Origin of the sequence: Acinetobacter sp. SA01, from assembly GCF_011319235.1 — a bacterium.
GTDB lineage: Bacteria > Pseudomonadota > Gammaproteobacteria > Pseudomonadales > Moraxellaceae > Acinetobacter.
In genome coordinates this window covers 1-24,065 of record NZ_WXXM01000018.1, presented here as the reverse complement: position 1 = coordinate 24,065, position 24,065 = coordinate 1, and the positions used below count along the sequence as shown (strand labels likewise).

Here is a 24,065-nt window from a genome sequence, read left to right as displayed (position 1 = left end):
CATGCTAACTCAGGAACAAGTACTGGAAAAACTTAGAGAATGGATGGAAGATCTGTTTGAAATTAGCCCTGAAGATGTTCAGCTGGATGCCAATTTAGCCACCGATCTGGATGTCGACAGTATTGATGCGATTGATCTGGTGGTCAAAATCAAGGAACTGACCGGCAAGCAGGTCAATCCTGAAGATTTTAAAAATGTCCGTACGGTGCAGGATGTGGTAACCGTAATTCAGAATATGTCTGCTGCATGAAATGGCTCTTGAAAGGGATAGTGGCAATTGGCTTGCTTCTTTATCCCTTTTTAGTGGGCTATAGCTTGGCCCATGGACAATATGTCTGGGTCAGCAGCCTGCTGATTGTTTTGGGACTCTTGCGCCTGTTCAGTAAGGGCAATACCTTGCTGTGGCCTTTAACCGGCTTTGCCATTTTGTGTGGTAGCTTGAGCCTGATTTTAAAAGATCATGCCTGGCTGAAACTGTATCCGGTATTGATGAGTGTCGGGGCATGTATGATTTTTGCCTCGACCTTAATCCGTCCACCGTCCATGATTGAGCGTTTTGCCCGATTGGCTGAACCAGATTTACCCGAAGCAGGTGTGATCTGGACCCGTAAAGTCACCATGGTGTGGTGCGGTTTTTTTGTATTGAATGCCTTGATTGCCTTGGCGACAGTCTTGTTTGCTTCCATGCAGACTTGGGTGCTATATAACGGCTTTATTTCCTATGTGTTGATGGGGCTACTATTACTGGGCGAATTTATCTTGCGTAAGCGGCACCAGCGCTTAAATCAAATTCAGGAATAAAAATAGAATATTATGTTGTGTCATTTTCAAAGTCATCTTCATTCACAGAAAGCACTGTGCATTCAGCCTGATTTAAGCCAAATCCGCTTTCAGGATTTCTGGCAGGATGTGATACAACAAAGCCAGGCAATTGAGTTTCTAGAACAAGAAAGTTGGGCCTTATGGGAACCTGACAGTTACCAGTTTTTAGTACTGCTGTTCGCTGCACTGCTGGCCAAAAAACAGGTATTACTACCTCCGCACCGGGTCAGTGACTTAGAAAAAGAACTGGCTGAACAGAACATTTATTTTTTACAGCGTCAGCCTGTAGCTATTTCCCACAACCAGCCGATTGAACTCAATCTGGATGATGCCTTTTTAAATCAGGCGCAAATCTATTTTTATACTTCGGGTTCAACTGGACAGCCGAAGAAAATCCCGCGCAGCTTGCGCCAGTTGCTGAATGAAGTGCAGGGGCTGGATGCCAGTTTTCAGTTGCCTGAACAGACGATTGCGATTGCCACAGTGAGCCATCAGCATATCTATGGCCTACTGTTTAAGTTGCTTTGGCCCTTAGCCAGCGGTCGCTGTTTTTATCAGGCACAGCTGGCTTTTCCTGAAGATGTAGCGGATATCCAGAAAAAACTAAGCACTTTCAAGATTGATAATTATGTGATTTCCAGTCCGGCCCTGTTAAAGCGCTGGACCCGTGATGTCTTGTTGCAAGATTGCATCACCGTTTATTCATCCGGCGGGAAACTGGAATCCAGCGTACGGCCCTATCTGAATCGTCCCATTACCGAAGTGTTTGGCAGTTCGGAAACTGGCGGCATTGCCCATCGCCAGCAGGATGATGCCTTGTGGATGCCTTTTGCCAATGTCGATATTCAGGCCAGTGAGCAGCAGGAACTCCAGGTCAGAACCAATCATGCCTTTAGTGAAGACTGGATTTTCACTGGCGATAAGGTCGAAGTTATTGAGCCGGGCAATTTGAAAAGTCCATTTCATTTGTTGGGTCGCTTGGACCGGATCGTCAAACTGGAAGAAAAACGTTTAAGTCTGGATGCCATCGAGCAGAAAATTATCGAGCTGGATGACATCGTACAGTGTCATGTGCTGATTCTTGAACGGGAACATCGTCAGATTTTAGCCTGTGTGGCAGTATTGTCTGATTCAGCCAGACTACAGTTAAAGCAAGGTACTAAGGCACAATGCGTGGCAGCCTTAAAAAACCAGTTAAAGTCCAAGCTGGAAGGCATTGCCATTCCCAGACAGTGGCGTTTTTTGACACAATTACCGCAAAATGCCCAATCCAAGCTGAATAAACACTACATGAAATCCTTATTTCAACCGATGTTGTTGCCTATAGTACTGGAACAGCAGCATGAGTCAGAGCAGGTCAGCTATCGTTTGGAGTTTTCACCTGAACTGGAATGCTTTAAAGGGCATTTCCCGGGCAAACCTATTTTCCCGGGAGTAGGACAAATCGGTTTTATCCAGCATTTTGCTCGTCAGAGCTGGGCAGAGCTGGAATGGTGTAACGGTTTTGAGCAATTAAAATTTCAGGACCTGATTCAACCGTATATGGTGTTGCAACTGAAATTGACCAGAAAATTGCACAAAGTCAGTTTTGAGCTTTGCCATGCAGAGCAGACTTTGGCCTCTGGTCGATTGCTGTTTCATATACCTACTGAATCGGCTTAAAAAGGACGATTTATGCAGCATTGTTTTGTCATTCCGGTATATAACCATCCTCATTATATTGAAGCTTTGGTCGCCCATCTGGATCAGTTTCAAATGCCGATCATTCTGGTGAATGATGGCAGTGATGCCGCATGTACCCAGCTTTTACATGATCTTGCGCTGAAACATTCCCGGGTGGATCTGGTTGAACACACGCATAATCAGGGCAAAGGACAGGCTGTCATCACCGGATTGCGCCATTCGTATGCTTTAGGTTTCAGTCATGCCTTGCAGCTCGATGCTGACGGTCAGCATGACTGGCAGGATGTGGAAAAATTCCTGCAAATTTCCCAGCAACACCCGGACGCGATGGTTATCGGTCAGCCGGTTTTTGATGCATCAGTGCCGAAAAAACGCCTTTATGGCCGTTATGCCACGCATATCTGGGTCTGGATTAACAGCCTGTCCTTGGAGATCAAGGACAGCATGTGCGGTTTCCGAGTTTATCCTTTAGCCAAGACGATTCAAGTACTAGACTCTGCAAAATTTCAGCCACGTATGGGCTTTGATAGCGAGATTCTGGTGCGTCTGAAATGGGCCAATGTATCTTTTATCAATGTGCCGACCAAAGTCATTTATCCGGAAGATGGCATTTCCCATTTCAACGCCTGGCGTGACAACTGGGGAATGAGTCAGACCCATGCCAAATTGCTGGGTGGGATGCTGATTCGTTTGCCGCAATTATTGCGACAAAAAATGCAAGGTTGATACTGTGGCTGATCTGAACCCGACCCAATGGAATAACATCAAAGAACGTGGCGGTATGTTACCGTTGACTTTGATGTTGGCTTTCTATCGCGTAGGCGGGCGATGGCTGTGTCGCATATTGCTGTATTTTATTATCTTGTGGTATTGGCTGTTTGCGATCGCAGCACGTCAGGCTTCACTGCAATATTTGACCCGATTGCACCATTTTGCAGGTAAAAATTCTCCATTTCCGCATACGCCGAGTCTGACCCATAGCTATCAGCATTTTATGCAGTTTGGTGAATGTATTCTGGATAAAATTGAAGGCTGGCTGGGCAATATTCCCGAGCAGCAATTACAGTTGCATGGTCATGAGCATTTTCGTGCCCGCTATCAAAAGGGGGCTGTCATTGTGGTGTCGCATTTTGGCAATATCGAGTTGCTGCGGGCGATCAAGTCGGAATATCCACAAAAAATTAATGTGCTGGTCTATCAAAAACATGCCACCAAATTTAACCAGTTCCTGAAAAAACTCAATCATCATGCCGATGTCAATTTGATCTCGGTGGATGAACTGGGTATTGAAACTGCCCTGATTTTGCAGGAAAAACTTGATCAGGGTGAATGGGTGATTGTGGCAGCAGACCGCGTACCGGTGCAGTCAGACCGGGTTCAATCCGTTTCATTTTTAGCTGAACAGGCGAACTGGCCGCAAGGGGCCTGGATTTTGGCCAGTTTGCTGAAAGTGCCAGTGCTGGCCGTGTTCTGTTATCGGGTCGGTACTCATTTTGAAGTACATATCCATTCGATTGCTGAACAACTGAATTTTCCGCGTAACAACCGTCTGCAAGCCATGCAAACGACCATCCGTGAATATGTATCACTCCTTGAGCAGCACTGTATTCGTGCGCCGTATCAATGGTTTAATTTTTATAATTTTTGGAACAAAGATTAATGCAAGTTTTAGTTATTGGGGAACATCCACTTTCAATTGAAGATGTGGTGGCAGTCGCACGTCAGGAAAAACGCGTGGCTTTACCGGACTCGAATGAATGGCGCAATTTGATTCAGCGCGGTGCTGATTTTCTGGATCAACTGTTGCAGGATGAAGGCGTGATTTATGGCGTGACCACCGGTTATGGCGATTCCTGTCTGGTGGAAATTCCTGCACATCAGGTCAATGAACTGCCTTTGCATTTATCGCGTTTCCATGGCTGTGGTCTGGGACAAAATCTGGATTTAATTACCGCACGTGCAGTAGTGGTGACACGCCTGTGCTCGCTGGCACGTGGCTATTCCGGGGTTTCGCATGCGCTGCTGGAACGTCTGGTGTGGATGTTAAATGAAAACGTGATTCCGGTGATTCCCTCTGAAGGTTCGGTGGGGGCCAGTGGCGATTTAACGCCATTGTCCTATATTGCCGGGGCTTTGGTCGGTGAACGCGATGTGTATGATCAGGGACAGATTGTTCCGGTCAGTCAGGTCTATGCAGAAAAAGACCTAGAACCTTTGGTGATGCGTCCCAAAGAGGGGTTGGCACTGATGAACGGTACGGCGGTGATGACCGCAATTGCCTGCCTGAACTATAAAAAAGCCGAACAGATCAGCTTGGCCAGTACCTGTATTACCGCGCTGAATGTATTGGCTTTAGAAGGTAATCCGAGCCATTTTGATGAAGTGCTTTTTGCGCAAAAACCGCATCCGGGCCAGCAAAATATTGCCGCACAGCTGCGTGACTGGCTGAACAGTGAAGTACAGACTGAACATCAAAGTTCACGCTTGCAGGACCGTTATTCGCTACGCTGTGCACCGCATATTATTGGCGTGTTTGAAGATTCTAAAGTATGGCTGCGCCAGTTTATTGAAAATGAACTGAATTCCAGTAATGACAATCCGCTGATTGATCCTGTGAACTTGCGTGTATTGCACGGCGGGCATTTCTATGGTGGCCATATTGCCCAGGCCATGGACAGTCTGAAAATCATGATCGCCAATATTGCTGATTTAATGGACCGTCAATTGGCGCAACTGGTGGACTATAAAATGAATAATGGTTTGCCGCGTAACTTAACCGGAGCAACAGATGAGCGCCTACCGCTGAATCATGGCTTTAAGGCGGTGCAGATTGGCGTGTCGGCATGGACCGCGGAAGCCTTGAAACAGACACTTTCGGCTTCGATTTTCTCGCGCTCGACCGAATGTCATAACCAGGACAAGGTCAGTATGGGCACCATTGCCGCACGCGATGCCAGCCGTGTGATTGTATTGACCGAACAGGTCATTGCGGCCCTGTGCTGTGCCAGTGTACAGGCCATTCATTTAAAAACTCTGGATGGAAAATTGTCTGAAGTCCTCGCCACATTTAAGGCCTGGGTATTAGAGACTTTTGATTATGTGGTTGAAGACCGGCCATTGCAGCAGGAGTTGCAGCAACTGGTCGACCGACTGGAAAATCTGCAATTATTGAACAGTGGACTTGTTCGCTAAACGTGATGGGAAACAGACGATGCATGCCGATGTGATTATAGAAGTGCCCTTTCATGATGTAGATACCATGGATGTGGTCTGGCATGGGCATTATTTAAAGTATTTTGAAATTGCCCGCTGCAAGTTGCTGGACCAGTTTCAGTATAACTATAAGCAGATGCGTGATTCCGGCTATGCCTGGCCGGTGATTGAAAGTCATGTGCGTTATGCGCATGGCATCCTGTTTGAGCAGAAAATTCGGGTGCGCGCCATTTTAAAAGAATGGGAAAACCGCCTGAAAATTGAATACCAGATTTTTGATGTGGAAAGTGGAAAAAGGCTCACCAAAGGCTATACCACGCAAGTGGCGGTCCATATTGCCAGTCGGGAAATGTGTTTCCAGTCGCCGCAAGTTTTATTGCAGCGTTTAAATGCCTGGTCTGAATTTAAGCCGGAGTAAAGCAAGATGACATCTTTCAATCTACCACGAGCAGTAGGATTATTCCTGGCTGGACTACTGTTGCTGATCACGTTGCTGTCACAAGCAGTACATGCGCAAAATCCGCAGCTCCGACAGATCTTTGCTCAACTTTCCGAAACACCAACGGTGCGGGCCAATTTTGAACAGCAAAAAAAACTGGCGAGCATGAACAAAACCTTTGTCTCTAAAGGCACGGTGTTATTTTCCAAATCGCAGGGCGTGATCTGGAAAATCCAGAATCCGGTCAAGGCTGACCTGATTGTGACCCCACGGAAACTGGTGCAAAAAACCCAGCGGACCTATAGCCAGATTGAAATTGATAAATCTCCTTATGGTTCGGTCGCGACTATGTTCCTGCAGCTGATGTCGGGGAATGAAGCGGCTTTGGCCAAAAACTTCAATATTGTTTCGGCCAGTTATAGTCCGGCACAGTGGAATGTGGCCTTAACCCCGAAAAGCAGTTTATTTAAAAAACTGTTTGTCCGGGTCGATGCACAAGGGCAGCGTTATGTGGACCGTATTGTGATTCGCGAGAAAGCCAATAACAGCACCAGCATTCGCTTTAGCCAGCAAACCACCCAACTCCAAACCTTAACGGCTGAGGAAAATGCACTTTTCCAACTGGCAAAATAAATTTACCGCACTGTGGCTGATTGTACTCAGCGTGATTGCCATTGCGCTGGGTAGCGCATGGCTGAAAAAAGACATTCATATTCAAACCAATATCTTTGCCTTATTGCCGGAAGCCCACCATGACCCGCGGTTGGAACAGGCACAGCAATATGTCAGTCAGCAGCTGAATGACAAGGTCTTTGTGGTGCTGGATGCTAAAGATGATGCCTCTTTAGACAAAGCTACAGCGACTTTTAAACAAAGCGTGGCGGCAACGGATTTATGGCAACCGTTACATGCACAGCTGGACAGCGAGAAGTTTGCCCAAGTGTTGTATCAGCATCGTGCCGGTCTGCTGTTATCTACAGATCAAAAGCTGCTGGAGCAACAGGATTATGTCGCGCTGAACGAACAGGGCCTGTTGCAGATCATGAGTCCGGGTATGCCGGTCACAGCAGAGCTGTTACAACAAGACCCGCTCTTATTATTTCCACGTTATGCTGTCGGCTTATCCGGTTTACAGACGAATCCAGATATTGTGCTGGAAGATGGCTTTGCCACCATTCGCGATGAGCAGGGCATTTCCCGTCTTATTGTCTTGCAGCTTAAAAATAGCCCTTACAATATTGATTATCAGGAAAAAACTGCCGCATGGATTGCGCAGTTAAATTTAAAATTGAAACAGATGCGAGTTGAGCCGCACTGGACCGGCACCTTGCTGTTTGCCCAGTTCGGTACCACCTCGGCAGAAAAAGAAATTTCCACCATTGGGGTGGGTTCGACCATCGGAATTTTCTTCCTGGTACTGTTTGGTTTCCGCTCGGTTCGTCCCATGCTCACGGAAATGATTGCTGTAGGCACCGGCTGTCTGGTGGCCTTTGCTATCACCCATGCAGTATTTGGGGAAATTCACCTGATGACCCTGGTGTTTGGTGCCAGTCTGGTCGGAGTCTGTGTCGACTTTTCCTTTTACTTTATGGCGATGCAATCACAGCATCGGCATATTGATGGTTTTGCCGTACTTAAACCGCTGTTGCCTAGCCTGTTTATGGGGCTGATGACCACCTTGGTCGCTTATATTTTCCTCAGCTTTACCCCATTTCCAGGCTTTAGGCAGATTGCTGTTTTCTCAATGGTGGGGCTGGCTGCGGCATGGATTACCAGCATTTTATTGTTGCCAAGACTGCCGGCATTAAATGCCGAACCGGCAATTCGCCGCTTGAGTTTTATTGGCCAAGCCCGAACCTTTATTCAGACCAGAAAGGGGCTGCGTTATGGCTTGATCGCTGTGATTACGGTCGTCACCGGCAGCAGCCTGATGTTGCTGCAAAGCAATGATGATATCCGTAACCTGCAAAGTATGGATCAAAAGCTGAAACAGGAAGACCAGTATGTGCGTGAACGCTTTATGCAGCAGCAAAGCAGTGAATACTTTGTGGTGCATGGCGATACGCTGCAGCAGCTAGAACAGAATGAACAGCAATTGCTGCAAAAACTGCAACTGTTACAGGCGCAAAACAAGCTGGAGGGTGTTCAGGCTTTAGGTCAATGGCTGCCCTCCAAAGCGCAGCAGCAACACAATATTCAATTGTTGCAAGCCATTCCAGCCAGCGCCTTAAATGAATACGCTGCTGCATTGCAGCTGAATCCTGCAGAGGTACTGGCTTGGCAAAAACAGTTGGCCCGGCAGCCTTTACTCAGTCCAGCTGAAATGAGCCAGCATCCTTTGGCCTTTTTACAAATGAGCCCAACCGAGCGTCTGGTGCTGCTGCAAAATGTACATGATGTATCTGCCCTGCAACAGCTGAATAGTCCACAGGTACAGTTATTGCGCCCGGTGAACCAGCTGTCTGAGCTGTTCCAGCAACACCGTATTCAGGCACAGTGGTTGCTGTTATCTGCTTTAGTCTGCCTGATGATTGGTCTAGGTATCCTGTATGGGCTGAAGTCGATTTTGCCTTTAGTGTTACCGGTCAGTCTGGCTTTAATGACCACCTTCGCCATTCAGGCCTGGCTCGGAGTGGAAATCAATCTGTTCAGCATTATGGGCACTTTCCTGATTATCGGGATTGGGGTGGACTATGCCATTTTTTACCGCCATGGACATGATCATCCACAAGTAGTTGGCATGGCCTTATTCCTATGTATGATGTCGACCTTATTAGGTTTCGGGTTATTATCCTTTAGCCAGACTTATGCCATTCACTGCTTTGGTTTGACGGTTTTATTTGGGGTTATTTTTTCATTTATCTATGCAACATTGTTTACATCATCCGATGCCAAACATGTTGTGCTTCAACAGTATCAGCCAAAGAGCTGAAAAAATAAGGTACAGTGCAATGAGCACCATGCAACACACAGATGTATTGATTATTGGCGCAGGGCCATCGGGGAGTTCGGCAGCAGCATTACTGCGCCAGAAAGGCTATCAGGTCACGATCATCGAAAAACAGCATTTTCCACGCTTTTCCATTGGCGAATCATTACTGCCGCAATCGATGGTTTTTTTAGAGGAAGCCGGATTGCTGGATACGGTGCGTGAGCATGTCGAACAGTTTGCCTTCCAGTTTAAAAATGGCGCGGCTTTTTTAAAGGGGCAGCAGCGCAGTTTTTATGATTTCCGAGAGAAATTTAGTGATGGTCCCGGCACCACCTGGCAGGTGCGCCGTGCCAATTTTGACCATTTGCTGGCACAGCAGGCAGAAAAATACGGTGCCGACATCCGTTTCGGTCATGAAGTGATTGATGTTGATGTGGTACCAGAACATCCCGTACTCACGGTTAAAGACGAACAGCAGCAGGTCTATCAGATTCAGGGTAAATTTTTACTCGATGCCAGCGGTTTTGGCCGGATTTTACCGAAATTCCTCGATCTGGAAAGCCCATCCGATTTTCCGGTACGTCGTGCCGTGTTTACTCATATTGAAGATGGCATTCTGGATGACCCGGAATTTGACCGGGAAAAAATCCTGATTACGGTACATGCCAAAGACCCACGTGCCTGGTACTGGCTGATTCCATTTGCTGATGGCCGTTCCTCTTTCGGGGTCGTAGCCGAGCAGGATTTCTTTGAACGCTATGGCTTTGATGGCAGTGCCGATTATGATCTGAATGCCTTGTTGCCGCGGATTCTGGCAGATGAAGAAAGCCTGTCGCATGTGCTGCGCAATGTCAAATTTGACATGCCGGTGCGTACCCTGGTGGGCTACTCTGCCGATGTCAAACATCTGGCCAAGCGTAACTATGCTTTATTGGGTAATGCCGGTGAATTCCTCGACCCGGTATTTTCTTCCGGTGTGACCATTGCCCTGAAATCTGCCAGTCTGGCCATTCCGCTGGTTGATCAGCAGCTGCAAGGACAGCCGGTCGACTGGACGGAGCAATATGAAAAACCGCTACGTGCCGGTATTCAGGTGTTCCGTGCCTATGTGGAATCATGGTACAGCGGTGAATTTCAGGATGTGGTGTTCTCGAAAAATCAGGATGATAAAATCCGCCGCATGGTCTCTTCCTTACTGGCCGGCTATGCCTGGGACAGCAGCAATCCAATTTATAAAAATGCCAAAAAGCGTTTAAGCACGCTGGCAGAATATTGCTGTGATCCGCAGTTACAACACATCGAGATGAACGGTGCCTAGAATGAAACTGAAATGGACGGGGATTTTGCTTGGTGCAGTCCTGCTATGCAGTGGCTGCCAGTCCATGCTGCCTCAAGCACCAGGTCTGGCAACGGCTACCTGGACTGCACAAAACTACCAGCGTCAGGATCAGTTAGAAATTCAATGGAAAGCGCACAGTTTCAGCTTTTTACTGTATCAGCAACAAAAAGGTCAAAAGCTGGAAATGTTGGCTTTGACCCTGACCGGGCAGCAGTTATTCAAGCTCAGTTTTGATGGCCGCAAGGTTGATGTCGAACAGCGCATTGCACCAATGAAGCTGTTGCCATTTGAATTTGTGGTGCGCGACATTCTCTATGCCACCTATCCGGATTTTGCCCGCTTGCAGCAGAATGTCCACATTGAAACTTCGGCTCAGACCCGGAAAGTATGGATCAATCAGCAGTATGTACTGAATATTCAACAGCAGGACGGGGCCATTGAGCTGAACAATCTGCAGGTGCCGTACCAGATGGTCATCAGTCCTATCAGCGAAGGCCTGACCAGCACAGAGGGGGAAAACCCGGATGTGCAAAGCACTGAATAAGGGGGATGAGCATGGGCGATAAAATCACACAATATCCTGCAGTCGGCATTCAGTTGAGTGCCGGTCTATCTGCACTCGGAAATACCGCTGAACAGATCAGACAGGCGCTGACCAAGCAGCAAAATACCTTGAGCCTTCGTTCAGGATTTATTTCGGAAAAACAGGTCTGGGTAGGCGCCTATCAGCAGCCTTTAATCGAAACTGTTCCCTCATTTTTGCAGGATGTTGATTCGCGTAATCTACGTTTTGCTTTAACGGCGTTAAGCTCGATTGAAAGCGAAATCCGAGATTATACTGCGCAGTTTGATCGCAAACGTCTGGCAATTATTCTCGGCACATCGACCTCCGGCATTGCTGACAATGAAATATTGTTGAAACAGTATTTTAACCATCACAGCAAAATTGAAATTAATCACTATAAACAGGAAATGGGTAGTCTGGCCAAAGGCCTACGGATGTATCTGGGCTGGGAAGGTCCAGCATATACCATTTCCACGGCTTGTTCTTCCAGTGCCAAAGCTATGGCGGCAGGACAGCGATTGATTAATGCTGGTCTGGCAGATGCGGTGCTGGTCGGTGGTGTTGATACCTTGTGCCGCTTGACCTTAAATGGTTTTCACAGTCTGGAAAGCCTGTCCAATGGTCTCTGTCAGCCCTGTGGTGCACAGCGTGACGGCATCAATATTGGCGAAGCGGCGGGACTGTTTTTATTGTCCAAAGAAACCGCCCCTGTGATGCTGATGTCCGCCGGTGAGTCGATGGATGCCTGGCATATTTCTGCACCGCATCCGGAAGGCAAAGGGGCTGCCGAAGCCATGCAAAAGGCGCTGGATATGGCCGGCATTAGCGCCAGCGAGATTGGCTATTTAAATATGCACGGAACGGCAACGCCGCAAAATGATGCCATGGAAATCAAAGCCGTGCAGACGGTATTCCAGCAATATGAAGTACCGATCAGCAGCAGCAAACATAAAACCGGGCATTGTCTGGGTGCAGCAGGAGCTATTGAAGCCGTAATTTGCCAGCAGGTGTTAGCCGATCAGTCCTGGCTGCCGCTGCATCATTCAGGCAGTATTGATCCGGAACTGGATGAAGCCAACTATGTGCTGAATGCGCAGTTGCAACAACCGATAGAATATGTCATGAGTAATTCTTTTGCCTTTGGCGGCAGCAATATCAGCCTAATTTTTGGAACAAAACTGAAATGATGGATGTAGTACAGTTTATCCCGCATGAACAGCCGATGGTGTTTGTCGATCATCTGATTGAAGCCAGTGACGTGTTTGCCATTGCCGAACTGGTGATTCGTCCCGAATTGATGTTTTGTGAAGCGGAAGGCTTGCCGACCTGGAGCAGTATTGAACTGATGGCGCAGACCATTAGTGCTTATGCAGGATATAAAGGGAAAATGTCAGGTTTGCCGCCTAAAATTGGTTTTTTATTGGGCACGCGTAAAATGCAATTGCCTGTGCCTTATTTTGCTTTAGGGGAAACCGTCAGGATTAAAGCGGAACAAGGTTATTTACATGAGGGGCTGGGGCAGTTTCAATGTGAAATTGAATACCGGGAACATCGCTTTAGTGCCATGTTGAGTGTATTTGAGCCGCCAGAAATGAAAGAAAAACTTAAGGATACAGTGTGAGTAGACGAATTTTAGTAACAGGCTCAAGCCGTGGAATTGGTAAAGCCATTGCCTTGCAACTGGCACAGGCAGGATTTGATGTAACCGTCCATGCACGCTCCAGACAACAAGAAGCCGAACAGGTGGTTGAAGAAATCCGTGCTTTAGGCCAAGCCAGCCATGCACTGTTATTTGATGTAAATGAACGTGAAAAAGTGCTGCAATTGCTGGAACAGGATGTTGCCGAGCATGGCGCATTTTATGGTGTGGTATTGAACGCAGGCTTAACCCGTGACGCGGCATTTCCGGCCTTAACCGACAGTGACTGGGATGAGGTGGTTTCGACCTCACTGGACGGTTTTTACAATGTACTCAAACCTTTGGTGATGCCGATGATTCGGTTGAAACAGGGCGGCCGCATTGTGACTTTATCTTCGGTTTCAGGTTTGATGGGTAATCGGGGACAGGTCAATTACAGTGCCGCCAAAGCCGGCCTGATTGGCGCGACCAAGGCTTTGGCACTGGAACTGGCGAAACGCAAGATTACTGTGAACTGTGTGGCACCGGGTCTGATTGAAACCGAAATGGTCACTGAAGAAGTGAAAGAACATGCCCTGAAAATGATTCCATTACAACGCATGGGGCATGTCGATGAAGTCGCCAAAGTGGTGAAATTTTTATGCAGTGATGATGCCAGTTATATCACCCGACAGGTGATTTCTGTCAATGGGGGCTTGATTTGATGAAACGTGTTGTAGTGACAGGCATGGCCGGAATCACCTCTTTAGGTGAAACCGCAGATCAGATTTTTAGTCAATTTGAACAGGGAAAAAGTGGTATCCGCTATATGCCGGACTGGGAAGTGTATACCGACTTGCGCAGCAAACTGGGTGGTCCGGTCGAATCCTATACTATTCCTAAACATTTTAACCGTAAAGTGACACGCGGCATGGGTCGGGTGGCTTTAATGTCCACGGTCTGTGCTGAAAAAGCCTTGGAAGATGCAGGTCTGTTAAATAACCCGATTTTAAACAGTGGCCAGACTGGTGTGGCCTTCGGTTCATCTGCCGGCAGTGTCGATGCAATTGGCGAGTTTGGCAGCATGTTGATTGATAACAACATGAACAAGCTGAATGCCACCACGTATATCCGCATGATGTCGCATACCAGTGCCGTCAACATGACCGTTTATTTTGGCTTGAAAGGTTTAACTTTACCGACATCCAGTGCCTGTACTTCAGGTTCCATGGCGATTGGTCAGGCCTATGAAGCCATTAAATATGGCAAGCAGACTGTAATGCTGGCAGGGGGTGCCGAGGAGCTTAGTGCCGCAGGTTCCGCGGTGTTTGATGTGCTGATGGCGACCAGTAGTCAAAATGAGCATCCGGAAAAAACGCCGCGTCCATTCGATAGCAAACGTGATGGTCTGGTGGTCGGTGAAGGCGCTGGCTGTTTAATTCTGGAAGAATATCAACATGCCCAAGCACGTGGTGCCAAAATTTATGCAGAAATCATCGGTTACGGCAGCAACACCGATGGTCAGCATGTCACCCGTCCAGATGCTGAAATGATGGGACGCTGTATCCAGTTGGCTCTGTCAGATGCGCAAATTGCAGCAGACCAAGTGGACTATGTCAATGCGCATGGAACCTCCACCGATCAGGGTGATATTGCCGAAACGCAAGCTACTGCTCGCGTACTGGGTAAAAAACCGATCAGCTCTTTAAAAAGCTATTTCGGGCATACGCTGGGCGCATGTGGGGCAATTGAAGCCTGGCTCAGTATTGAAATGATGCAGCGTAGCCAGTTTATACCGACATTAAATCTGGATGAAATTGATGCGGTCTGTGGCGATCTGGATTACATTGTCAAACAGTCAAGAAATATGCATGCCGACATAGTTATGAGTAACAATTTTGCTTTTGGAGGAATTAATACCTCCCTGATCTTTAAACGTGTCTAACAACAACTAGAGGGTATACATCATGTTGATGAAGAAATTAACACTTACAGCTGCATTGTGTTTGGGTGGAGTGGTTTCAGCTCAAGCTGCAGACCAAATGCATGACTTCAACTTTCAGGAAGCGGTGAGTCGTGCCGTTGGTGACGGTACGCTGGATGGTTCGGTTAAGTTTTACTTGGCGGGTACACGTGCGGGTGGAAAAGTCATTCAAAAAGGTTTGGTAAGCAACAAGAAAACTAATGGCTTTGCCAAGTCTGCTGAAAGCTCATGCGATCATGTTTTGCGTTCAGCCTTGATTCAATTTCAGAACACGGCAAAAGCCAAAGGGGCCAACGCTGTGACCAATATCGTGAGTTTCTATAAGTCCAATGAAACCCGCAGTACCACCACTTATCAATGTGCCAAAGGAACTGCGGTTGCCGGTGTAGCCTTAAAAGGGGATCTTGCAAAACTATAAGCTTGTGCATTCATACGGATAAAATTTCAGATCTCGTACAGCATTTTATATTTTTGACCTGCATAAAAAAGCCCATCAGATGATGGGCTTTTTTATCGAATTTAAAGAAAGCACAGAAATTACTTTGGAATTTCCTGTTCTTCATCAAATTCAGGTTTCACCTGTACAATAAAGTCTTGACGGTTCAGACCGCGCCATAAGGCAAATGCAGTACCAATATAAATTGAAGAATAGGTACCGACAAATACACCAATAAACATTGCAATCGAGAACCAGTGTAGACCTTCACCGCCCAGGAACATCATCGCGACAACGACCAGCAATAAGGTCATGGAGGTGTGGATGGTACGACGTAAGGTTTCAGTCAACGCGATATTGACGATTTCAACTGGTGAGGCACCGCGAATCTTGCGGAAATTTTCACGGATACGGTCGGATACCACAATGTTATCGTTTAACGAGAAACCTAACAGCGCAAGAATAGCTGCCAGTACGGTTAAATCAAACGGCCATTGCATCATGGCAAAAATACCAATGGTGACAATGATGTCATGGAATAACGAAAGTACCGCACCTACCGCCAGCTTGAATTCAAAACGAATGGTCACGTAAACCAGCATGAGCAGTAACGCCAAGGCTACAGCACCTGCCGAACGAATATACAGCTCGTTACCGACCTGTCCACCGACAGAATCCACTTTGTGGACCTCAGCAGGGTTATTCGGTAATTGTGCTGCTTTGGTGATGGCGTTATTCAGATCTTCTACTTCAATGTTCTGAACAGGCATACGAACCAAGAGGTCTTTGTTACTGCCGAGGGTTTGTACCACAGCATCTTTAAAACCGGCCTGGTTCAAAGCTTGAATAACTTCGACCTGATTGGCCGGTTGTTTATAGTTCAGCTCGGCAGAAACACCGCCAGTAAAGTCCAGACCGAGGTTTAGACCTTTGGTGGCAATAAAGAAAATACTGGCCAGGGTTAAAAGAATAGAGATGATTGCCGCAGGTTTGGCAATCTTCATAAAGTCAATGATGCGCTCATCATCCGGGCGACCGTATTTCTTTTTCGGTTGAGTCATATCAGTCATCTTCGATCTCCTAAATGCTCAACTTTTTCAAGTTACGTTTTTTGCCATAAATAAGCTGTACGATGGCACGTGTTACCGTAATGGCTGTAAACATCGAGCAGACAATACCGATCATTAATGTCACCGCGAAGCCCTTAATCGGACCTGTACCAATGGCAAACAGAATGAATGCAACCAGGAAGGTGGTTAAGTTCGAGTCAAAAATGGTGTTATAGGCCCGATCATAACCGGCGACAATCGCCTGTTTGGGCGAGGCGCCCCATTTCATTTCTTCCCGTATTCGCTCACAGATCAGTACGTTGGCATCGACCGCCATACCAATGGTAATCACGATACCGGCAATACCCGGAAGGGTGAGGGAAGCGCCAATCCATGACATGACGGTCAGGATCATAGCCAGGTTAAACACCAGTGCAAAGTTGGCAATTACACCGAACAGACGGAAGAACACCACCATCCAGATCGCAACCAGAAGGAAGCCGATTTGAGTCGATAACACGCCTTTGTCAATATTTTCCTGACCCAGGCTCGGACCAACCACACGTTCTTCAACGAAGTACATCGGCGCTGCAAGTGCACCGGCACGAAGCATCAAGGCAAGTTCAGCCGCTTCCTGTGGTGAATCCAGACCGGTAATACGGAATTGAGAGCCTAACACCGCTTGAATGGTTGCAGCATTGATAATCACAGACTCTGCATAAGGAGTACGAACTTCAGTTTGCGCACCAGTTACAGGATCTGGAACATAGCTGATTTTCTGCTTGTTCTCGATGAACAATACCGCCATGCGTTTACCAACCGCATTACGGGTAGCATCTGCCATTAACTTACCGCCAGCGCTGTCCAAAGTAATGTTTACTTCAGCACCACCAGTATCCTGGCTAAAGCCGCTAGAGGCATTCTGAACACGTTCACCGGTCAGAATGCGGTTACGGTTCAGTAATAACTCACGACCGCTATCCAACGATTCATAAGCAAAAGCTTCAGTACCCGGAGGTAGAGCCTGAGCTGTAGACTTTCCGGTATACGGATCGATGTACTGGTCATTCAAATCGGAAACCAGACGGAATTCCAGGTTGGCTGTACGGCCCAAGACGCGTTTCGCTTCAGCAGTGTCCTGAACACCCGGAAGTTCAACTACAATACGGTTGCTGCCTTGAGTTTGAACCAATGCTTCCGCTACACCTAACTCGTTAATACGGTTACGTAAAGTGGTTAAGTTCTGGTTAACGGCATAAGACTGAATTTCCTGCTTGCGCACGTCTGTATAGTTCAGACGTAAAGTTGAACCGGACTCCGAGGCAATTGCTTGCTGGTTGAATTCATTGCCATTACGACGCAAGAAATCCATCACGGCTTCACGGTCACCGTTATTGGCAAACTGAACGGTAATGGTATTGTTATTCAATGACAGGCTGTTGAATTTTAGCTTGTTGTCACGCAATTGACGACGCAGATCAGTCGCCGATGTTTCCATACGCTGACTGATGGCCTTGTCCATATCCACTTCAAGCAGGAAGTGCACACCACCACGTAAGTCCAGACCCAGTTTCATTGGTTTGGCACCAATTTTTTGCAGCCATTCAGGTGTGGTTGGGGCAAGGTTCAAGGCAACAACATAATTATCACCCAATCCGCGACGCAATACTTCTTTGGCTTTTAACTGTGCTTCAGAGGAGTCGAGACGTAAAAGGGCAGCATTATTGCTAAAGCTGTTGTCATGGCTTGAAATTTTTTCACTTTGTAATAATTGCTCTGCTTTTTGTACGATGCTCTGGTCAATTTGGGTGCCGGCTTTGGCACCGGAAATTTGAACAGCAGGTTCATCGGGGTACAAACTAGGCAGCGCGTATAATGTGCTGATCACCAAAACCACAAGGATCAGCAGATATTTCCATGCTGGGTAACGCATCTGTTTTCTTCTTAAAATGAAAAAGTCGTGCTAGGGCACGACTAATTTTGATTAGAGATTATTTAATGTGCCTTCAGGAAGAACTGAAATCACACTTGCGCGCTGAATTTTTACTTCTACGCCACGGCTGAGTTCAACCACTGCAAAATCGCCTTCAATTTTAGTGATTTTGCCCATCAGGCCGCCTGCAAAAACTACTTCGCTACCTACACCCAGGCTTTCAACCAGGGTACGGTGTTCTTTCGCGCGTTTCGCTTGAGGACGCCAGATCAGGAAATAGAAAATTGCGACAAATACCGCAATCATCAAAAGGTTGGTTACCAAACTTGGTTGTTGTGCAGCTTCACCTGCTGCGTGAGCAGTAGAAATAAAAAGGCTCATTTCAATTTCCTAAACTAAAAAATGTATATCAACAATATGATGATAAATAAGATAACTTGTTCAGCAATTTACCTTGTCTTTTTCTTCAGCGCAAATACTGAAAGATTAATCTTCAGGACAAGGTGGGACTTCTAGACCACGACGCGCATAAAAATCCTGTACATATTCATCAAAAGTACCATTATCTAATGCATCACGGATGTCTTGTGTAAACCTTTGGTAATAACGCAGGTTATGAATAGTACCCAGCATGGAACCCAGCATTTCACCGCATTTTTCTAGATGGAACAGATAAGCACGGGTGAAGTTTTGGCAGGTATAGCAGTCACAGTCTGGATCGAGTGGACTTTGGTCATGACGATATTTGGCATTACGAATCCGCACCAGACCGTCTGTCACAAAATAATGACCATTACGTGCATTACGGGTTGGCATGACACAGTCAAACATATCCACACCACGGCGGATGCCTTCCACGATATCTTCAGGCTTGCCGACACCCATCAGGTAACGTGGCTTATTTTCCGGCATTTTCGGTGGAAGATGATCCAGAATCTTGATCATTTCTTCTTTCGGTTCACCGACAGAAAGACCGCCAATAGCAAAGCCATCGAAGTCGATTTCTTTTAAGCCTGCCAGCGATTCATCACGCAGGTCTTCATACATACCGCCCTGAATGATACCGAACAGGGCATTTTTATTTTTTAATACATCATGGTGATGGGTTTTACAGCGTTTTGCCCAGCGCAGTGAAAGCTGCAAAGATTTTTGTGCTTCTTCACGCGTCGCCGGATAAGGCGTACATTCGTCAAAAATCATCACGATGTCTGAATTCAAGGTATGTTGAATATCCATTGAAATTTCAGGTGATAAAAAGACTTTTGAACCATCAATTGGCGAGCGGAAGGTTACACCTTCTTCTTTAATCTTACGCATGGCACCGAGGCTGAAAACCTGGAAGCCGCCTGAATCGGTTAAAATCGGTTTGTTCCACTTCATGAACTCGTGCAAACCGCCATGTTCACGAATCACATCTAGGCCGGGACGCAAATAGAGATGGAAGGTGTTACCTAAAATAATTTGGGCTTTAATATCTTCTACATCACGTGGGAGCATGCCTTTGACTGTACCGTAGGTACCGACAGGCATAAACACGGGGGTTTCCACCACACCGTGTTCCAGCGTTAAGCGACCACGACGGGCACGGCCCGACTGACCTAATTTTTCAAACTTCATAAAATATCCTGGACGAGAGCAAAGCACTGCTTTGGTTGCAGTGCAAGAGCGAAAAAACAGTTCGCCGCCAAAAGTCCGCTATTTTCCTTGATTACGCACATAAACGCCAGTGTTGTCGAATTTTAACTCGATTCTTTTTTGCCGAAGAAAATAAGCTAAAAGTGAGGCTGTGCTTGACCTGCTGAGAGGCATACAGAAAAGATGGTTTTCTGCATGCCGATGTTTTTATTTATTCTAATATCAATGACTTAAAAATTAGGTCGATAGTCAAAACTCTGTGTCGCTGCCAGATCGCGGAAGGGGCGAATGGCTTTTTTACCGAGTGACAGGGTATTGACGATGTTATTGGGAAAAATCTGAATATTGTTATTAAACAGTTCAACATTGCGGTTAAAAATGGTAATCGCTGCCCCGACATTTTCATTTTGCTCTTCAATTTCATTCATCATTTTTAGATAAATTTCATTGGCTTTCAGCTCAGGATAGTTCTCTACCACGACATTGAGACTCTGCATTAATTCCTTATTCAGGCTTTCAACGCGTTGCAACTGGGCAACATCAGCATTGTTTAAATTGAGATTTAAAATATTCTGCCGCAGTTCGGTTACTTTTTCCAAAGTGCCTTGTTCAAAATTGGAATATTGTTCAACCAAAGGTTGCAAGCCATCCAGAACTTTAATCTTCTGACGCTCATAAGTTGCCACATCTGACCAGGAACGAATAGAAGCATTGTGATGACGCACAATATTATTGCGAATCATGATACAGGCTACAATCACGGCAATAATCAACAATAAAAAAATCAATAACCCCATTTATTTGTCCCCAAACATTTACAAGATTGTTATTTTAAAAACTGCGTTAAATCACGCTGTAAACTTTCCAGATACGGTAGTTTAAAAGTACGCAAGTGTCCACGTAATGCAGAAATATCGTGAATATTTTTTGCCCGGCTTGAAATGTGAAATAAATCGGCCGTTCCTAAAAAACATAAGATATGGCTGTCGGGATGGAAAATTAAATCGCCTTGACGCTGAGCAAAAAATTCATCCAGTCTCAACACAAATGCAGGCGTGAGCAGTTTTGCCATCTGCATTTCATCGCTACCAAAAATATTCAGTTTCTGGTTGACTTGAATATCACTGGTATGCCACGGAAAACTGTAAGGATAATAAAACTCCTTGTTGGCCGTAGTGACTGCCACACCGTGTACTTCCACATCAAAAACAAATACACCCCATAAATCTTTGTGTACTTCACTCACCTGTACTTCATTGCCGTCTTTATTACGAATCCGGATTTCATTGACATAATGATATTGAAATACCATCACCTGATGCTGTTTACCTTCATCATCAGTCCATTGGGTGCTGGCGTAATAAGGAAAGTCATTGGAAATGCTGCCCTGATGAAAGACTGGAAATAAACGCTTTAAATGGGCAATAAATAAAACCGGTTGCAGGGGCACAGAAAAATGTTGTGGCTGTTGCTGGAAGGCAAGATTGTATTTTTTAGCAATACTTTGCTGTTCCAGATATTCGATGACTTCATCAACGGGCTTGCTTTCTTCGTAGCTAATATAGGCCCAGAAAATCATAAAAAAACCGCTGATCAGACTGATCTGAATCCAGATATTACCGGGATGGATAAAAATCAGCAGGATAAAAAACAGTCCTGCTGCTGCCAGAAGCAGCGGGAGAACATTTTCAAATTTGAGCACGATTGGGGCATTCCAGGGATGCAGGGCATCTAAAATATCCTGATGCGTCTGAGCCTGGCGGGCAATCTCCCAAAGCCGCGCAATATTATTAAAAACCCGTTCATTTTTTTTACGTCGAATATGAATCGAATATTTAACAGCATCGAGCGGCATGGCGTACTTCTTATTATCAACAATAATTAAGGTGTGATTTTATCAACCAGCATGGCATCGCCATAACTGAAGAAACGGTATTTGGCTTCTACAGCATGATGATAGGCAGCTAAAATATTATCACGATTCGACAATGCCGAAACCAGCATCAATAATGTTGATTCAGGAAGATGGAAGTTGGTAATCAGACGATCAACCACTTTAAACTCGTAACCCGGGTAAATGAAGATTTGGGTATCTCCAGTCCAGCCTTTTAATTCACCGCCATTGGCCTGTGCAGCGCTTTCAGTGGCACGGGTTGCAGTTGTACCGACAGCAATGACTTTATTGCCACGCGCTTTGGTGGCTTTGATCAGCGCCATAGATTCATCAGACACATCACACCATTCACTGTGCATGATATGGTTTTCAATATCGTTAGTCCGTACCGGAAGGAAGGTTCCTGCACCGACATGCAAGGTCACAAAGGTTTTCTGGATGCCTTTTTCTTCAAGTTTTTTTAACAGGGCTTCGTCAAAATGCAGGCTGGCAGTCGGGGCCGCAACACTGGCCAGTTTAGTTGGGTCATTAAAGACGGTCTGATAACGCTCGGTATCAATTGATTCTGCTTCACGGTTGAAATAAGGCGGAATTGGCAAAGCACCATATAAATCTAGAACATTTAAAATGGGCTGAGAAAACTCGACAATGAACAGGTTTTCATGACGACCTTTGACTGTGACTTTTACTTCATCTGGACCAATGAACAGTTCTGCGCCTTCTTTTGGCGAGTTACTGGCTTTAATATGGCAATGTGCAATGAACTTGTCCAGCATGCGTTCCACTAAAACTTCAACCGCACCCCCAGTGGCACGTTTACCTTTCAGACGTGCTTTCATGACCTTGGTGTCATTTAAAACCAGCAAATCACCTTCATTCAGTAAATTTAGAATATCTGTAAATTGATGGTCATGATATTGACCTTGAGCATCAAGATGCAAAAGGCGTGAAGCACTACGGGTTTCAAGTGGATAACGGGCGATCAGCTCGTCAGGGAGATCAAAGTTAAAGTCAGAAAGTTGCATCTTCAATGTATTGAAATAAGAAAAACATCCGCATTATAGGCTGGAAAAGCACAAAACAGATGATATGTGATGTTTTTTAAAACAAAGTTTTTGATTTTGATTTAAAATTGAGCGATCGATTAATTTAGATAATTGACAATTCCAAGTTTGAGAGTAATATAGCCACCACAAGCTAATCAGCTTGCAACACCTTTCCCGAGGTGGTGAAATTGGTAGACGCGGCGGACTCAAAATCCGCTGTCAGAGATGACGTGTCGGTTCGAGTCCGACCCTCGGGACCAAGATTTTGAAAAACCCCAAGCATATTAAGTCTTGGGGTTTTTTATTGCCTGATGAAAATAAATTGATTTGATGTATCGTGGATATGCATTATATATTTTGAACTTTATATAAAAAATTTGAAAAATTGTTGTTTGATTTAACAAAGTATTAATGAATAGAAAAGGGGAAATATGTCGGCAAATTTAAATGCAGAATTAAATCTAAACCAGTTTGCATTAAAAATACTAGAAAGTGCTTATGGATTAGAATTTACATGCGTAATTATTTTTCTAATTGTTGTGGTTGCGAGTATTTACTTTATCGCTAAATCAGGGGTAATTACTGGTTTGAGGGAATTTAGTGAACATAGGCGAAGAAAAAGGAATAAGCAAATTAATGAACAGGAAAAACTCTTAGTGGGTGACACTTTGTTAGAGTGTTCTGATGAGTTGCAATATCATTTAAAGGTTTCTAAATTAGCGAATTACTTAAATATAAAAAATAAAGATATAGATTTACTTAAGTACATTTTATCCTGTCGGGATAAAGACAAGGCAGTAAGGCTATACAAACTTGGGAAAGATTATTTAGAAAAAGATAAGGAAAGTAATAATTATAAGTTAAAGACAAAATACACGCTAAAAAGAATAAAGTGGTATGGGTATTTGGGAACTATTTTATATATTTTGATTAATATTTTGGGTTCAACGCCATATCTTGTTGTTACGTATCTTAAATTTGCTTATAGAAAAGAGGATTTTACTGTATCTAATGATCTAAATTATCTTATGTTTTTTTTTCTTTATAATCTTTTTTGTGATTTCGTTGCTTGTGTTGTGGCATTGCCTTAGACCCGAGGCGGCAAAAAATTTCTTGGAAATGGAAAAAATTAATAAATATTCTAGGGCGTGTCCTCATTTGAAGAATTGGTTTTAAATGCTTAAAATCCTCCTTTAAGCTCTTTTCATTTCTACATTTTTTCAATGGCACGTACTCTTCTCACTGATGATATTTGGCAGCAAATTCAAGATACTATGCGATTACACGGTTGTTACTGTTCAAAAAACAGTAGAAATATCATGGAAGCTATCTTATGGAAACTACGTACGGGTGCGACATGGCGTGATATTCCTCAAGAACTTTGCCCTTGGCAAACTGCTTACAATCGCTTTAATCGCTGGGCAAGTAAGGGATTATGGGATAAATTTTTTTTAGATTACGAGGCATTCTGGATCAG

The 24,065-nt window shown here is 45.4% G+C and carries 25 protein-coding genes and 1 tRNA gene; 19 read left to right on the top strand and 7 right to left on the bottom strand.

What is annotated here, in order from left to right:
- The first annotated feature begins 1 nt into the window (after window position 1).
- The 16 genes from GTU69_RS13945 to GTU69_RS13870 are packed head-to-tail and all read left to right on the top strand — an operon-like array spanning window position 2 to window position 15,013.
- A complete protein-coding gene (locus tag GTU69_RS13945; RefSeq protein ID WP_166171369.1) occupies window positions 2–250 on the top strand; it encodes an acyl carrier protein in 249 nt (82 codons plus the stop codon).
- Window positions 247–801, top strand: coding sequence for a septation protein IspZ (locus GTU69_RS13940; protein WP_166171367.1), 555 nt, complete (start codon window positions 247–249; stop codon window positions 799–801). Before GTU69_RS13945 ends, GTU69_RS13940 begins: the two co-directional genes overlap by 4 nt.
- A gap of 12 nt (window positions 802–813) precedes the next feature.
- Window positions 814–2,484, top strand: a complete 1,671-nt coding sequence (locus GTU69_RS13935; RefSeq protein WP_166171365.1) for an AMP-binding protein — start codon at window positions 814–816, stop codon at window positions 2,482–2,484.
- 12 nt (window positions 2,485–2,496) lie between these two features.
- Window positions 2,497–3,231, top strand: coding sequence for a glycosyltransferase family 2 protein (locus GTU69_RS13930; protein ID WP_166171363.1), 735 nt, complete (start codon window positions 2,497–2,499; stop codon window positions 3,229–3,231).
- A gap of 55 nt (window positions 3,232–3,286) precedes the next feature.
- Window positions 3,287–4,165 carry an acyltransferase gene (locus GTU69_RS13925; RefSeq protein WP_166171438.1) on the top strand — a complete coding sequence of 293 codons (879 nt, stop codon included), beginning with the start codon at window positions 3,287–3,289 and terminating at the stop codon, window positions 4,163–4,165.
- Window positions 4,165–5,697 carry an aromatic amino acid ammonia-lyase gene (locus tag GTU69_RS13920; protein WP_166171361.1) on the top strand — a complete coding sequence of 511 codons (1,533 nt, stop codon included), beginning with the start codon at window positions 4,165–4,167 and terminating at the stop codon, window positions 5,695–5,697. Before GTU69_RS13925 ends, GTU69_RS13920 begins: the two co-directional genes overlap by 1 nt.
- A 19-nt stretch (window positions 5,698–5,716) precedes the next feature.
- Window positions 5,717–6,136, top strand: a complete 420-nt coding sequence (locus tag GTU69_RS13915) for a thioesterase family protein (protein ID WP_166171436.1) — start codon at window positions 5,717–5,719, stop codon at window positions 6,134–6,136.
- A gap of 6 nt (window positions 6,137–6,142) precedes the next feature.
- Entirely contained in the window at window positions 6,143–6,790 is a 648-nt protein-coding gene (locus GTU69_RS13910) for an outer membrane lipoprotein carrier protein LolA (RefSeq protein WP_166171359.1), read from the top strand.
- Complete coding sequence (locus GTU69_RS13905; RefSeq protein WP_166171357.1) at window positions 6,765–9,089, top strand: hypothetical protein; 2,325 nt, start codon at window positions 6,765–6,767, stop codon at window positions 9,087–9,089. The genes GTU69_RS13910 and GTU69_RS13905 overlap by 26 nt, the downstream gene beginning before the upstream one ends.
- 19 nt (window positions 9,090–9,108) lie before the next feature.
- Window positions 9,109–10,407 (top strand): NAD(P)/FAD-dependent oxidoreductase, encoded by a 1,299-nt coding sequence (locus tag GTU69_RS13900; protein ID WP_166171355.1) that lies wholly within the window; start codon window positions 9,109–9,111, stop codon window positions 10,405–10,407.
- Window position 10,408: 1 nt separating this feature from the next.
- Complete coding sequence (locus GTU69_RS13895) at window positions 10,409–10,972, top strand: DUF3261 domain-containing protein (protein ID WP_166171353.1); 564 nt, start codon at window positions 10,409–10,411, stop codon at window positions 10,970–10,972.
- A gap of 11 nt (window positions 10,973–10,983) precedes the next feature.
- Window positions 10,984–12,180 carry a beta-ketoacyl-[acyl-carrier-protein] synthase family protein gene (locus GTU69_RS13890; RefSeq protein WP_166171351.1) on the top strand — a complete coding sequence of 399 codons (1,197 nt, stop codon included), beginning with the start codon at window positions 10,984–10,986 and terminating at the stop codon, window positions 12,178–12,180.
- Window positions 12,177–12,614, top strand: coding sequence for a 3-hydroxylacyl-ACP dehydratase (locus GTU69_RS13885; protein WP_166171349.1), 438 nt, complete (start codon window positions 12,177–12,179; stop codon window positions 12,612–12,614). The genes GTU69_RS13890 and GTU69_RS13885 overlap by 4 nt, the downstream gene beginning before the upstream one ends.
- Window positions 12,611–13,336: a 3-ketoacyl-ACP reductase FabG2 gene (locus tag GTU69_RS13880; protein ID WP_166171347.1), complete on the top strand. Its 726-nt coding sequence runs from the start codon at window positions 12,611–12,613 to the stop codon at window positions 13,334–13,336. Before GTU69_RS13885 ends, GTU69_RS13880 begins: the two co-directional genes overlap by 4 nt.
- Window positions 13,336–14,556, top strand: a complete 1,221-nt coding sequence (locus GTU69_RS13875) for a beta-ketoacyl-ACP synthase (protein ID WP_166171345.1) — start codon at window positions 13,336–13,338, stop codon at window positions 14,554–14,556. Before GTU69_RS13880 ends, GTU69_RS13875 begins: the two co-directional genes overlap by 1 nt.
- Before the next feature lie 22 nt (window positions 14,557–14,578).
- The gene (locus tag GTU69_RS13870; RefSeq protein ID WP_166171343.1) at window positions 14,579–15,013 is read left to right on the top strand and encodes an excinuclease; all 435 of its coding nucleotides are present in this window, start codon (window positions 14,579–14,581) and stop codon (window positions 15,011–15,013) included.
- Between the two features lie 119 nt (window positions 15,014–15,132).
- Here the strand turns inward: GTU69_RS13870 and secF are convergent, their stop codons facing one another.
- The 7 genes from secF to queA form a co-directional block, all read right to left on the bottom strand.
- Window positions 15,133–16,101, bottom strand: a complete 969-nt coding sequence (gene secF / locus GTU69_RS13865) for a protein translocase subunit SecF (RefSeq protein ID WP_086195839.1) — start codon at window positions 16,099–16,101, stop codon at window positions 15,133–15,135.
- A 10-nt stretch (window positions 16,102–16,111) separates the two neighbouring features.
- Window positions 16,112–18,013 carry a protein translocase subunit SecD gene (gene secD / locus GTU69_RS13860; protein WP_166171341.1) on the bottom strand — a complete coding sequence of 634 codons (1,902 nt, stop codon included), beginning with the start codon at window positions 18,011–18,013 and terminating at the stop codon, window positions 16,112–16,114.
- 51 nt (window positions 18,014–18,064) lie between these two features.
- Window positions 18,065–18,394 carry a preprotein translocase subunit YajC gene (gene yajC, locus GTU69_RS13855; protein WP_086195837.1) on the bottom strand — a complete coding sequence of 110 codons (330 nt, stop codon included), beginning with the start codon at window positions 18,392–18,394 and terminating at the stop codon, window positions 18,065–18,067.
- A 105-nt stretch (window positions 18,395–18,499) separates the two neighbouring features.
- Window positions 18,500–19,630: a tRNA guanosine(34) transglycosylase Tgt gene (tgt, locus tag GTU69_RS13850; protein WP_086195836.1), complete on the bottom strand. Its 1,131-nt coding sequence runs from the start codon at window positions 19,628–19,630 to the stop codon at window positions 18,500–18,502.
- Between the two features lie 248 nt (window positions 19,631–19,878).
- The gene (locus tag GTU69_RS13845) at window positions 19,879–20,445 is read right to left on the bottom strand and encodes a LemA family protein (protein ID WP_086195835.1); all 567 of its coding nucleotides are present in this window, start codon (window positions 20,443–20,445) and stop codon (window positions 19,879–19,881) included.
- Window positions 20,446–20,474: 29 nt separating this feature from the next.
- On the bottom strand, window positions 20,475–21,503 hold the full coding sequence (locus GTU69_RS13840; protein WP_166171339.1) for a hypothetical protein: 1,029 nt from the start codon (window positions 21,501–21,503) through the stop codon (window positions 20,475–20,477).
- Window positions 21,504–21,529: 26 nt separating this feature from the next.
- Window positions 21,530–22,567 (bottom strand): tRNA preQ1(34) S-adenosylmethionine ribosyltransferase-isomerase QueA, encoded by a 1,038-nt coding sequence (queA, locus tag GTU69_RS13835; RefSeq protein ID WP_166171337.1) that lies wholly within the window; start codon window positions 22,565–22,567, stop codon window positions 21,530–21,532.
- A gap of 194 nt (window positions 22,568–22,761) precedes the next feature.
- Here queA and GTU69_RS13830 point away from each other — a divergent pair.
- From GTU69_RS13830 to GTU69_RS13820, 3 genes are all read left to right on the top strand, one after another.
- A tRNA-Leu gene (locus GTU69_RS13830) sits at window positions 22,762–22,848 on the top strand.
- A 171-nt stretch (window positions 22,849–23,019) separates the two neighbouring features.
- Complete coding sequence (locus GTU69_RS13825) at window positions 23,020–23,679, top strand: hypothetical protein (protein ID WP_166171335.1); 660 nt, start codon at window positions 23,020–23,022, stop codon at window positions 23,677–23,679.
- Between the two features lie 132 nt (window positions 23,680–23,811).
- The coding region (locus GTU69_RS13820; protein WP_166169863.1) for a transposase at window positions 23,812–24,065 on the top strand (254 nt) is incomplete at its 3' end.